11 protein-coding genes are annotated in these 11840 nt (G+C 66.5%); 4 read left to right on the forward strand and 7 right to left on the reverse strand.

Going from position 1 to position 11840, the window contains the following annotated elements; translation table 11 throughout:
* Window positions 1-285 precede the first annotated feature (285 nt).
* Window positions 286-1398: a DMT family transporter gene (locus B7X30_RS11975; RefSeq protein WP_013106210.1), complete on the reverse strand. Its 1113-nt coding sequence runs from the start codon at window positions 1396-1398 to the stop codon at window positions 286-288.
* Between the two features lie 172 nt (window positions 1399-1570).
* Between B7X30_RS11975 and B7X30_RS11980 the strand changes: the two genes are divergently transcribed.
* Window positions 1571-1753, forward strand: coding sequence for a hypothetical protein (locus tag B7X30_RS11980; RefSeq protein WP_041608984.1), 183 nt, complete (start codon window positions 1571-1573; stop codon window positions 1751-1753).
* A 3-nt stretch (window positions 1754-1756) separates the two neighbouring features.
* Here the strand turns inward: B7X30_RS11980 and cysM are convergent, their stop codons facing one another.
* The 5 genes from cysM to hemC all read right to left on the reverse strand — a co-directional run bounded on the left by cysM (window position 1757) and on the right by hemC (window position 7028).
* Complete coding sequence (gene cysM / locus B7X30_RS11985) at window positions 1757-2659, reverse strand: cysteine synthase CysM (protein ID WP_013106211.1); 903 nt, start codon at window positions 2657-2659, stop codon at window positions 1757-1759.
* Between the two features lie 68 nt (window positions 2660-2727).
* The gene (locus B7X30_RS11990; protein WP_286730858.1) at window positions 2728-3948 is read right to left on the reverse strand and encodes a heme biosynthesis protein HemY; all 1221 of its coding nucleotides are present in this window, start codon (window positions 3946-3948) and stop codon (window positions 2728-2730) included.
* Window positions 3948-5099 (reverse strand): uroporphyrinogen-III C-methyltransferase, encoded by a 1152-nt coding sequence (locus tag B7X30_RS11995; protein ID WP_286730859.1) that lies wholly within the window; start codon window positions 5097-5099, stop codon window positions 3948-3950. Before B7X30_RS11995 ends, B7X30_RS11990 begins: the two co-directional genes overlap by 1 nt.
* A 9-nt stretch (window positions 5100-5108) precedes the next feature.
* Window positions 5109-6035 (reverse strand): uroporphyrinogen-III synthase, encoded by a 927-nt coding sequence (locus B7X30_RS12000; protein ID WP_286730860.1) that lies wholly within the window; start codon window positions 6033-6035, stop codon window positions 5109-5111.
* Between the two features lie 39 nt (window positions 6036-6074).
* Complete coding sequence (gene hemC / locus B7X30_RS12005; protein ID WP_286730861.1) at window positions 6075-7028, reverse strand: hydroxymethylbilane synthase; 954 nt, start codon at window positions 7026-7028, stop codon at window positions 6075-6077.
* A gap of 29 nt (window positions 7029-7057) precedes the next feature.
* On the opposite strand from hemC, the gene ppc reads away from it, so the two are divergent.
* Window positions 7058-10036, forward strand: a complete 2979-nt coding sequence (ppc, locus tag B7X30_RS12010; RefSeq protein WP_465020141.1) for a phosphoenolpyruvate carboxylase — start codon at window positions 7058-7060, stop codon at window positions 10034-10036.
* Window positions 10037-10042: 6 nt separating this feature from the next.
* Here the strand turns inward: ppc and B7X30_RS12015 are convergent, their stop codons facing one another.
* Window positions 10043-11023: a patatin-like phospholipase family protein gene (locus tag B7X30_RS12015; protein WP_286730864.1), complete on the reverse strand. Its 981-nt coding sequence runs from the start codon at window positions 11021-11023 to the stop codon at window positions 10043-10045.
* A gap of 103 nt (window positions 11024-11126) precedes the next feature.
* On the opposite strand from B7X30_RS12015, the gene B7X30_RS12020 reads away from it, so the two are divergent.
* Window positions 11127-11462, forward strand: a complete 336-nt coding sequence (locus B7X30_RS12020) for a PepSY domain-containing protein (protein WP_286730865.1) — start codon at window positions 11127-11129, stop codon at window positions 11460-11462.
* 89 nt (window positions 11463-11551) lie between these two features.
* Window positions 11552-11840: phosphatase PAP2 family protein (locus B7X30_RS12025; RefSeq protein WP_502694435.1), on the forward strand; the 289-nt coding region annotated here is incomplete at its 3' end.

Below are 11840 nucleotides of genomic sequence, written 5' to 3' on the forward strand. Positions count from 1 at the left end.
ATCACCTCTCACCCGTCCAGGCGCTCAAAAAATGGCAGGCCAAAAAACCGGATTTGTTCGTGAAGCGGGTTTACAACCAGCCGGGACTTGACAGGTAGGCCGCCTTGCTCCGCAAACGCCATGATGTATCGCCCAGCCAAGACATCCCGGAGAGTTGCGTTGCGCAGGCCCGGGATGACCTGACGCTCGCTTTGCCGTGCGCTTTGCCGAGCGACCTCGCTGCGCAGCAAAAGAGGCTGAGTTTAGCGATTTATCAAAGCACGAAGCAATCGCGCCGCAGGCGCATCACCCGTGGCGATGTCGATGGTGCGCGTCGGGAAAGTGCGCGTGCGTATGCCGCAGCGGCGCATGGTCATGCGGGTGGCTGTGCTGCGTGCCTATCGGCACCGGCGGCTCATGCACATGATCGTGATGGCCGTCGTCTTTCGGGCCGCCGTGGACATGGCGGTGACTATGGTGCATCGCCTCGTGGTCGTGCGCATGCGCATGGCGTTCGCTGACGTGCAGCCAGACGCCCAGCGCCATCAGCCCACCCGCCAGCACCAGTCCCGGCGTGAGGGCTTCGCCGAGCAAGAGCACGGCCAGCGCGGCGCCGAAAAACGGCGCCACGGCGAAATACGCGCTTGTGCGCGCCGTACCCAGATGCCGCAGCGCCAGCACGAACAGCACCAGGCTGACGCCGTAGCTGGCAAAGCCGAGCGCGCCTGCCGCCAGCACGATAGGCCAAGTCGGCCATTGCGCCCCGACCAGCATCGCCAGAAGCAGGTTGACCGCCCCGGCGATGAGCCCCTTGCTCATGGCGACAAAACTGGCATCGGCCAAGGCGACTTTGCGCGTGAAGTTGTTGTCGAGCGCCCAGCCCAGGCAGGCGCCGATCACCGCCAGCCCCGGCCACAGACTGCTCCAGTCCAGCCTCATCCCCTGGCCGGGCCAGTTCAGCACCACACTACCCAGAACAATGGCCCCCATGCCCAAGGCGATGCGGCGATCGAAGTTTTCGCGGAACACAAACCAGGCCAACAAGGCCGTCAGCACGCTCTCCAGATTGAGCAGCAGCGAAGCCCCCGCGGCCGGCATGCGCGAGAGGCCGAACATCAGCAGCACCGGCGCGCCCACACCGCCGCTGAAAATCGCGGCGGCCAGCCAGGGCCACTCACCGGCTTGCAAATGAGACGTCGCCGCTTCGCCGCTGCGCACGGCACGCAGTGCCCGCCAGGCGGCCAGGCCGATCCCCGAGCCCAGATACAGCAAGGCCGCCAGCAACCACGGGCTGGTGTCGGCCAGCAGCAGCTTGGCCAGCGGCGTGCTCGCGCCGAACAACAAGGCGGCGACGAGCGCCAGGGTGATGCCCTGATGGAGCGAAGCGTTCTGCGAAGGGGGTGTGAGAGAAGATGGCATAAGAGGGCGTGAGAGGCTTACGAAAGGTACGCCGTCCTGTCAGGACGTATGGCTTGTGACGTTTGGTGAACCCGGCTTGCCTGCGGCGATTGGCTGGCTAATGTTCAAAACAAAATCAGTCTGTGCGAATGTCCGCATGGACCCGCCAGACTTCTCTTCTTTCTGACGCATCATGGGAACCAAAATCTATCTGACCGGACTTGGAATTCTGCTCATTGTCTGCTTGTCCGTCGGCTTTTACATGGGCTACAGCCATGTCTTCGCACCCGGGGCCTACAGCGTGCCCGATCAGGGCATCGCACAGGTTCCCCCAAGCCCGATCAGCGCGGCGAGCCACGCCGCACCTCAAAGCTGATCGTCAAGCCGGAAACACCCCGGTGCTCAGATAGCGGTCGCCGCGATCGCAGACGATGAACACGATGGTGGCGTTTTCCACTTCGCGGGCAATGCGCAGAGCCACTTCGCAGGCGCCGGCCGCGCTGATGCCGCAGAACAGCCCCTCCTCGCGGGCGAGCTTGCGCGCCATGTTCTCTGCCGCGGCCTGGCTGACGTACTCCAGCCGATCCACCCGCTGCGGTTCGTAGATCTTGGGCAGGTATTCCTGCGGCCATTTACGGATGCCGGGAATGCGCGAACCTTCCTCCGGCTGCGCGCCGATGATCTGCACCGACGGGTTCTGCTCCTTGAGAAAGTGCGACACCCCGGTAATGGTGCCGGTCGTGCCCATGGCGCTGACGAAGTGGGTGATGCGCCCTTTTGTGTCACGCCAGATCTCGGGGCCGGTGGTCTCGAAATGCGCCCGCGGATTGTCGGCATTGGCGAACTGATCGAGCATCAGACCCTTGCCATCGCGCTGCATCTGCTCGGCCAGATCGCGGGCGTATTCCATGCCGCCGCTCTTGGGGGTGAGCAGCAACTCGGCGCCGAAGGCTTTCATGGTCTGGGCGCGCTCGATACTGAGGTCTTCGGGCATGATGAGCACCATGCGATAACCCAAAATGGCGGCGGCCATCGCCAGGGCGATGCCGGTATTGCCCGAGGTGGCCTCGATCAACGTGTCGCCGGGTTTGATGGCGCCGCGCTCCTGCGCGTGGCGAATCATGGAAATCGCCGCCCGGTCTTTCACCGATCCGGCCGGGTTGTTGCCTTCGAGCTTGCCCAGGATCAGGTTGCCGCGCCGCGCATTGTCGGCGCCGGGGATGCGCTGCAACTGCACCAGCGGGGTGTTGCCGATCACCTGGTCGATGGTGAGGTAGGACATGGAAGTCTCCTGAAAGTGTCAGCGGAAATCAGCGGCGGGCAGGCGGTTTGCGGGCAGCTTGGGCCGCCTCAGTTCAGGCCGGCCTTGCCCGGCAGATCGAGGGCGGAGAGATCCATCGCCGCCTCGCGCCAATGGCGCTGTGCCTGGTCTTCGCGCTCGATGCCTTCGAGCAGTTGCGCCAGCGCGGCATGAATCTGCCCGCGCAAACGCCTTTCGTCATCACTGCAAGACTGGATGGCCTTTTGCAGATGCTGCTGCGCCTTGCCCCAGAGCTGCATTTCGGCACAAGCCGCGCCCGCGGTGAAATACGCCTGCGCCTCTTGCGGCCAGCGGCCCAGCCACTGCTCGGTCTGGGCGACAAAACCGGCGTCAATGCCCGTCAGCATGGCGCGCAGGCTGGGCATGAACAGACCCGGCTCGGCCTGCGCGCGGTTGAGCGCGTCGATCAGCAGTTGCCGCGCTTCGCCGACTTCACCGGCCGCGGCGAAGCCCCGGGCGACCGCAATCACGAGGGTGGGGTCGGTGCGCTCCTGCGCGGTCAGCCGGTGCCAGGTCGTGCGCAGGGCCTGCGGGTCGTCGCCTGCCTGTCGCAACAGCCCGGTGGCTGCGGTATGCAGCATGGCCTGCGCGGCTGCGGGATGCAGCGCGCCATGTTTGAGCAGAGTGCGCGCCAGCCGCAGCACGGCAGCGTGATCGCCCACCTTGCGCGCGGCCTGCAGCTCGATGCGCAGCGCGTGGGTGCGCCGCTGCACCCCGGCGGGCAGCGCGCGCAACTGGGCCAGCGCTTCGCGCGGCTGCTTGGCGTCGAGTTGCCACTGCGCCTTCAGCAGCGCACCGGCATCGCGGGCGGGTTGCGGCAGCTGTTCCAGATAGGCGTCGCGCCGGTCGTAGGCCTGGAGTTGCTGCGCCGACTGCGCCGCGGTCATCAGCGCGGCGGGAGCGAAATCGGTGAACTCGGCCGCGCGCTGCGCCGCGCGCTCGGCCCTGCGAAAGCGGCCGCCGAAATAATCGAACATGCCGTTGTGCAAGGCCTGCGCGGCCAGTCGCATCCGCCGCCGCGCCCGGAACTCTGCCGCCGCCTGCGGCATGCCCAGCAGCAGCGATAGACCGCGCAGCACCAGGTAGAACACCACGAAAGCCAGCAGCAGCAACAAGACCGCGAAGTTGAGCGACACGTCCACCCGCCAGGGGGGCAGCAGCACGGCGACGTTGCCGGTATTGAGGGTCGTGCCCAGGGCCAGCAGCACAGCGGCCGCGGCCAGAATCAGCACCCAGATGAGCCAGCGCATCAGGGGGCTCCGCTATCCAGCGTGGAGAGCACGGCCAGCGACTCCAGATTGGCTGCGGGATTGGCCGAGAGGTCGAGCTGGGCGGCCTGACGGGCGAGCGACAGCGCCTGCACCATGCGCGGCTGGCGCTTGTCGAAATAGGTTTTCAGCGCCTCATCGATGCCTCGCATATCGCTGCGATACGCCACCGCATTGCGCGAAAGCAGATCGAGCCGGGCATTGAGGATGCGCAGTTTGAGGTTCTCGCGCAGGAATTCGCCCTGCTGCGGCGAAGCCAGCAAAGCGTCGCGCGAGCCCACGCGGGTGATGCCGAACAACTGCACCAGCGAGGCGCGAAAGCGCTCGAACCAGTCGCCCAGCCACGGCGCCCAGCGCGGGCCTGCGGCCGACGCCGAGGCCACGGGCGGGGTACCCGGTGCGCTGGCGCCGTGGGCCGGTCCCGCCGCCGAAACCAGCCGCAAACTATCCACCAGCGCGGCCAGATCGTTGAGTTTGTGCGCGGCTGCGGCGATGTCGGGCGTGACGGCGCTGCGCAGCCGCGTCAGGTCGGACTGCACCGCGCGGCGCAGGATTTGCGCCTTGGGATTGGGCGAGCGCGCCAGTCGCGCATCGGCGCTTTGGAGGGTGGCGATGAGCGGCTGCACATTGCCGATCAGCTGGGCCTGCTGCTGCGCCAGGGCGATGAGCTGACCGGTTTCGGACAGGCGGGCCTGATCGCGGGTCTTGGCAAAGTCTGCATACAACGTCTCCAGCGCCTGACGCTGCGCCGCGAAGTCTTGCTGGCGCGATTCGAGCACCGCGAGCCGTGTCGTGAGATCGCGCACCGAATCGCTGGCTTGTTTGGTCAGCGTCTTGGCCTCGATGGCATCGGTCGTTGCGGTTTGCAGGCGCTGCGCAATTTCCGCCTGGGTGGCATACAGGCGGTTGTTCAGCCACCACGCCATCGCCACCAGAGCGACGACGAGGGCGACGAGAACCGGCCAGACCCAGCGGGCGCCCGGCAGGCCGACAGGCGTCGACTTCGTCAGTTCCGCCGATGGTGGCATGGCCGCAGGCTCAGGAGAAGCTGCAGCCGAAGCAGCAACCTGCGCAGCCGCAGGCGCTTGCGCCGGAGAAGGCTCTGCCTCGGGAAGGGTGCTGGGCTCAGTCATGCGGGCATTCTAGGAGTCTGTCAGGCTCGTGGCTGCGGCCAGACGATGCAAAGTGGACAGCACCTCTTCAAGCGGCGCGCGGGTCAGTTCCACCCGCCCGAAGCCTGCTTCGCTCAAGGCGCTGGCGATGCGCGGGTGGATGGCCAGCGCTCGCTGCGGGTGCAGCACGGCGGCGTCCAGCCCGGCGGGTTCGAGCAAGCGCTGCAGGTTATGCACGGCCTCAGTCGAGGAAAACAGCCACCAGCCGCCACTACCCAGCGCAGACTGCAGCAACGCCGCGGTCTGCGCGTTGTATTCGGGCGCCAGCCGACTGTAGGCCTCGATGACTTTGACCTTGGCGCCCGCCGCTTCGAGCATGCGTTGCAGCAGGTCGCGGCCCGGCCCGCCCCGAAAGATCAGCGCATGGCGCCCGGCCCACGGAAAAGACGCCACCGGCCCCGGGGCGAAAGCGAGTTGAAGCGCGTTCCACAAGGCCTCGGAGTCGCCCTCGCCGCCCGGCTCATCGCCTCTCAAGGAAACGCAGGGCCGCCCCAAATTTTCTTGACCCCCTCGGGGGGCGGGCTGGGCTAAGCCCTGCCCTGGGGGCGCCGCGCCCGGCGCGATGAGCCGCGGCCACGGCGCGTCGTCAGGCTGCGCGGTCAAAGCCCGGCGCACCGCGCGCAAGCTGCCCTCGCCGACGACGCCGATGGCGCAACGCGCGGGCCAGGGCTGGCGCAGCGCCGCGAACACCGCAGCCACCGCCGTAGGGCTGACGGGGATGGCCAGATCGGTCTGTGGCAAAGCGGCCAAGGCAGCGTGAAAACGGGGCAGATCGCCCGGCGGGCCGATGTGTTGCAGCGGAAAGTCGAGCATCTGCACACCGGCTGCGGCCAAAATCTCATGCGCCCCTCCAGACTGCGAGGACGCCCGGGTGGAGATCAGCGTGGTGTTGAGCATCGTTGCCCCGCTTTGCCTGGAGCCATCAACCGGGAAAACTCAATGCGAACCGAGTTGCGCCAGCAGCGCGTCGGCGCCCTGTTCGCGCAACTGCCGCGCCACTTGCTGCCCCAGCGCCTCGGCCTGCGCCAGATCGGTGACGCGCCCACGCTGCTGCGCGTGCAGCGCCTGGCTGCCGTCGGGCAGCCCCAACACGGCGCGCAGATGCATTGCCTCTCCCTCCAATGTGGCATAGGCGCCCATCGGCGTGGTGCAACTACCGCCCAGCCCCCGCGACACCGCGCGCTCCGCATGGGTGCACAAGGCCGTGGGCGGATGGTTGAGCGCAGCCAGCGCCTGCGCCAGATCGGGCCGGTCGGCGCGAATTTCGATGCCCAGCGCCGCCTGCCCGACGGCCGGGAGCATGTCTTCAGGTTCAATGACAGCGCGTACCCGCTCGTCCAAGCCCAGCCGCTTGAGCCCCGCTGCCGCCAGCAGGATGCCGGCATACTGCCCTTCGTCGAGCTTGCGCAGCCGGGTGTCGAGGTTGCCGCGCAGCGCCTGCACTTTCAGATGCGGATAGCGTGCGCGCAGTTGCGATTCGCGCCGCAAACTGGAGGTGCCGACCACCGCGCCCGCGGGCAGATCGGCCAGATTGGCGTAATGCGGGCTGACCCAGGCGTCTCGCGGATCTTCACGCTCCATCACCGCGGTGAGCGCAAATCCGGTCGGCAGCACCATGGGCACGTCCTTGAGCGAATGCACCGCGAGGTCGGCATGGCCCTGCTCCATGGCCACTTCGAGTTCCTTGACGAACAGCCCCTTGCCGCCGATCTTGGCCAGCGATTTGTCGAGAATCTGGTCGCCCTGCGTGGTCATGCCGAAAATCCGCACATCGCACTGCGGATACAGCCCCTTGAGCAAATCGCGCACATGCTCGGCCTGCCAAAGCGCCAGACGGCTTTCGCGGGTGGCAATGACGAGGGACGGTGGGGGAGTGAAAGTGGAAGTCATCGAATGATTCTAAAGAGCCGGTTCGCGCCGTGGCTGAATTCGGTGCCTGGAAGGCCACAGATCGGGGCATTGCAGTTCGATCGGCCTGCGGCAGCGCAATTCCGGTGTCGGTGCGGGCGCGTATCTTGCTTCGTTTTGTCTGGGCGCTGATAGCATCACTGCGCCCCAATTTCGTGCCCAATCAACCACTCTTCGCCATGTCGACACGCCCCTCAGCCGCACGCAACGCCTCCGATCCCGACGCACCTCTGTTCGACGACATCCGCCTGCTCGGGCGTCTGCTGGGCGACCTGATCCGTGAGCAGGAGGGGCAGGAGATGTTCGACATCGTCGAGACCGTGCGCCAGCTCTCGGTGAAGTTTCACCGCGACGGCGACGCCAAGGACCGCCGCGCCCTCGACAAGCTGCTCAGCAGCCTCAGCCGCGACCAGGCGGTCAGCGTGATACGCGCCTTCAGCTACTTTTCCATTCTGGCCAATATCGCTGAAGATCACCATGTGCTGCGCCGCGCCGAGCAGGATGCCGAGCGTGGCGCCCCGCCGCAGCGCGACAGCGTGCGCGCCGCCTTGGAGACGCTCAAGGACTCCGGCGTGGATCGGCAACAACTCCTGCAGTTTTTCGATCAGGCGCTCATTTCCCCGGTGCTCACCGCCCACCCCACCGAGGTGCAGCGCAAGAGCGTGCTCGACGCCGAACGGGCGCTGGCGCGACTGCTGGTCGAACGCGACGCGACCCGTCTGCCGCAAAAACGCGCCGACATCGAAGACGCCATGCGCGCCCGCGTGGTGCAGCTCTGGCAGACGCGGCTGCTGCGCTACGTCAAGCTGAAAGTGTCGGACGAAATCAAGAACGCGCTGTCGTTTTATGGCGCCACGTTTTTTTCGCAATTCCCGCGCCTGTATCGCAACCTGGAACGCGACATCGAGGCGCTCTTTCCCGCAGGCGGGCAAGACCTTGCCAAGACCGATCTGCCGGCCTTTTTCCGCATGGGCCACTGGATCGGCGGCGACCGCGACGGCAACCCCTTCGTCACCGCCGACACCCTGAGCTACGCCTTGCGCATGCAGTCGCGCACCGCCATAGAGTTCTACATGGCCGAAGTGCACGCCATCGGCGGCGAGCTGTCGATCTCGGCGCTGCTGGCCAGCGCCAGCCCGGAACTGATGGCCCTGGCCGAACAGTCGCCCGATCTGTCGGAACACCGCAGCGACGAGCCCTACCGGCGTGCGCTCATCGGCATGTACGCCCGGCTGGCCGCCAACCTGCGCAAGCTCGCCGGGGTGCAGGCCCTGCTGCCCGAAGTGGGCAGCGCCGAGCCTTATGCCAATGCCGACGAGTTCATCGCTGATCTGCGCATCATCCACGACTCGCTGCACCGGCATCATGCCGGGCCGCTGGCACAGACGCGGCTCGACCCGCTGATCCGCGCCGCCGGGGTGTTCGGCTTTCGCCTGGCCACCATCGACCTGCGGCAAAGCTCGGATCAGCACGAGGCCGTGCTGCGCGAACTGCTCGCCGCCGCGGGTCTGTGCCCCGACTACAGCCATCTGGACGAAGCCGCCAAGCAGGCGCTGCTCATCCGCTGCCTCAACGACCCGCGTCCGCTGCGTCTGCCGCACCACGTCTATTCCGACTGGGCGCGCAGCGAGCTGGCCGTGTTCGACCGAGCCTACAGCGCCCGGCGAGACTTCGGCCCGCGCGCCATCCGGCAATACATCATCTCGCACTCCGAGACCGTCAGCGACTTGCTTGAACTGCTGTTGCTGCAAAAGGAAGCGGGGCTGTTCCACGGCACCCTGGGCAGCCACGACAGCTACGCCGAGCTGCTGGTGGCGCCGCTGTTCGAAACCATCGAAGACCTGCGCAACGCCCCGGCCATCATGCGCGACTTCTATGCCCTGCCCGGCATCGCGGGGCTGGTGCAGCGCTCCGGCGGCGAGCAGGAGATCATGCTGGGCTATTCCGACAGCAACAAGGACGGCGGCTTCTTCACCTCCAACTGGGAGCTGTACTGCGCCGAGGTCGCGCTGGCCGAGCAGTTCGAACAGCTCAAGGCCGAGCATGGCATCACCCTGCGGCTGTTCCACGGCCGCGGCGGCACGGTGGGACGCGGCGGCGGGCCGAGCTTCGACGCCATCCTCGCCCAGCCGCCGGGCACGGTGAATGGCCAGATCCGCCTGACCGAACAGGGCGAGGTCATCACCAGCAAATACGGCAATCCCGAAATCGGTCTGCGCAACCTCGAAACCCTGGTAGCCGCCACGCTGCAGGCCACGCTGCTGCCGCAGACCAAGACCGCGAGCAAGCCCCCGGCGCGCTTTCTCGACGCGGCTGCCGCCCTGTCCGAAGCCTCCATGGCGGCCTACCGCAAGCTGGTGTACGAAACCCCGGAATTCACCGATTACTTCTATAGCGCCACGCCTATTTCCGAGATCGCCGAGCTCAATATCGGCAGCCGTCCGTCCTCGCGCAAGGCCACCCGCGCCATTGCCGACCTGCGCGCCATTCCCTGGGGCTTCTCGTGGGGCCAGTGCCGTGTGGCGCTGCCCGGCTGGTATGGCTTCGGCAGCGGGGTGCAGGCCTTCCTCGACGCCAACCCGGACGGCCTCAAGCTGCTGCAGCGCATGGCCAAGCAGTGGCCCTTCTTCGCCACCCTGCTGTCGAACATCGACATGGTGCTGGCCAAGACCGATCTGCGCGTGGCGCAGCGTTATGCCGAACTGGTGGCCGACTCCAAGACGCGCCAGAAAGTGCTCAAGGCGCTGCAGCGCGAATGGCATCTCACCACCGATATGCTCACCGCGATCACCGGCAACACCGAGCGCCTGGCCGACAACCCCACGCTCAAGCGTTCGATCCGCGCCCGCTTTCCGTACATCGACCCGCTCAATCACCTGCAGATCGAACTCCTGCACCGCTTCCGCGAAGGGCAGACCGACGAGCGCACCAAGCGCGGCATTCACCTGAGCATCAACGGCATCGCCGCGGGGCTGCGCAATACCGGCTGAGGGCAGTTACGGGTTCCAGCCGCGCAGCGCCTGCATCGCCGCGTCGTAGCCGATTTCGATCGATTCTTCGGCGCGGCCGAATTCGAGAAAGCGGATGTCGCCCAGCGGCGGCCGAATGAGCAAGTCGGGCGGCTCGATGCGCAGACGGCTTTCGGTGATGTGCATCTCCATCACATTCACCGAAGCCAGCAGCACCTCGAACACATTGGGCAGCGGCTCCTCGCGGTCGGCCCAGCGCTCGAACTGATCCTTGGCCGGGGCGCTCGGGGCTTGCAGGCGCTGCTTGAGATCGGCCATCACCCGCCGATAGTCGGCCACCCAACGGCCTGCCGGTTCTTCCACCGGAGTTTCACCGCGCCGGGGTTTGGGCCGCAGCCGTCGCTTGAGCCGACCGTCCACCACGCCATGATTGAGATCGACCGCAATCACCTGGTCCGCCCCCATGGCACGCACCACGCTGACCGGCACCGGGTTGCTCAAGCCCCCGTCCACCAACACCCGCCCATCCACGCGCACCGGGGTGAACACGCCCGGCACCGCGATGCTGGCGCGCACCGCCTCGATCACATCGCCTGAGCGCAGCACTACCTCGGCGCCGCTGTGCAGATCGGTGGCAATCGCGGCAAACGGGATCGACAGCGCCTCGATCTGCGTCGCCGGCAAATGCTCGCGCACCAGTTCGGTGACCTTGGCGCCGTCGATCAGCCCCGAACGAGGAAACACCACGTCGAAAAACGACAGGGTCTTGCGCCAGTCGAAGGTCTTGAACGTGGCCTCCAGCCCGTCGGTGCGCCCCGCTGCGGCAATGGCGCCAACCAGAGCGCCGATGCTGCACCCGGCGATGAAATCGATGCGCAGTCCGGCATCGGCCAAGGCCCGCAGCACACCCAGGTGTGCCATGCCGCGCGCGGCGCCGCCGCCCAGCGCCAAGCCGAGCCGGGGTCTTGGCGCTGAGGTTGACGAGGTGGAGACAGGCGCTGTTTGCATGGCGAAAGCATAAGTCCAGCGCTATGGGTGCGCTAAGACTCGCTCCCTAAAGTTCTTCTCACGCCAAACCGGCGTTTGTTCAACTTCCTCAGGGAGCTTCATCATGAAAATTCGCCAATCCATCCTCATCGCCACGCTGGCACTCGCTTCGGCCGCAGCCGGGGTCAGCGCTTTCGCCTCGAATGACGCGGGCAACGACGCCCGCATCATCCCCAACGCCAAAATCAGCCTGAGCCAGGCCGTCACCGCAGCCGAGCAGCATGTGGGCGGCACGGCCTCCAAGGCCGAAGTCGAGCAGCACGCGGGCAAGGCGGTGTATGACGTGGAAGTAGTCAAAGGCGCGCAGGTGTTCGACGTGAAGATCAGCCCGGATCAAGGCACGGTCATCGCCTCGACCGAAGACCGCAACGATCACGACGACCAGGATCAGCAGGACTGATCGCTGCAACCGCCTCCTTTCATCCGGAAGTCCTCCGGGTGTCGCGGAGGCGGTTTTGTTTTGCCAACTCACAAAAACACCGCTACGCCATGCTGCATTTCCCCGCTTTCTGGAATGACCTCAATCTGGGGCTCTACACCCATTGGGCCGCCCACGGCACGGCGTCACAAGCCAGCATCGACGTGGCGCTGTTCTTTGCGGAATACGCCATCTACGCCGCGCCCCTGCTGTTGATCTGGGGCTGGCTGCGCCACCCGGACGCGCTGCGCCCGCCGCTGTTGCAAGCCGCGGTGGCGGCCCTCGTGGCGCTGGGCATCAATCAACTCATCGGGCTGGCGGTGTTCGAGCCGCGCCCCTTCGCCATCGGCCTCGGCCCTG

This window comes from Thiomonas sp. 13-64-67, from assembly GCF_002282795.1.
GTDB classification, from domain to species: domain Bacteria; phylum Pseudomonadota; class Gammaproteobacteria; order Burkholderiales; family Burkholderiaceae_C; genus Thiomonas; species Thiomonas arsenitoxydans.

What these genes read in the sequence shown, in the direction of transcription:
- B7X30_RS11975 (WP_013106210.1), bottom strand. Translation starts at nt 1,398, where the DNA reads ATGCCATCTTCTCTCACACCCCCTTCGCAGAACGCTTCGCTCCATCAG.
- B7X30_RS11980 (WP_041608984.1), top strand. Translation starts at nt 1,571, where the DNA reads ATGGGAACCAAAATCTATCTGACCGGACTTGGAATTCTGCTCATTGTC.
- cysM (WP_013106211.1), bottom strand. Translation starts at nt 2,659, where the DNA reads ATGTCCTACCTCACCATCGACCAGGTGATCGGCAACACCCCGCTGGTG.
- B7X30_RS11990 (WP_286730858.1), bottom strand. Translation starts at nt 3,948, where the DNA reads ATGCGCTGGCTCATCTGGGTGCTGATTCTGGCCGCGGCCGCTGTGCTG.
- B7X30_RS11995 (WP_286730859.1), bottom strand. Translation starts at nt 5,099, where the DNA reads ATGACTGAGCCCAGCACCCTTCCCGAGGCAGAGCCTTCTCCGGCGCAA.
- B7X30_RS12000 (WP_286730860.1), bottom strand. Translation starts at nt 6,035, where the DNA reads ATGCTCAACACCACGCTGATCTCCACCCGGGCGTCCTCGCAGTCTGGA.
- hemC (WP_286730861.1), bottom strand. Translation starts at nt 7,028, where the DNA reads ATGACTTCCACTTTCACTCCCCCACCGTCCCTCGTCATTGCCACCCGC.
- B7X30_RS12015 (WP_286730864.1), bottom strand. Translation starts at nt 11,023, where the DNA reads ATGCAAACAGCGCCTGTCTCCACCTCGTCAACCTCAGCGCCAAGACCC.
- B7X30_RS12020 (WP_286730865.1), top strand. Translation starts at nt 11,127, where the DNA reads ATGAAAATTCGCCAATCCATCCTCATCGCCACGCTGGCACTCGCTTCG.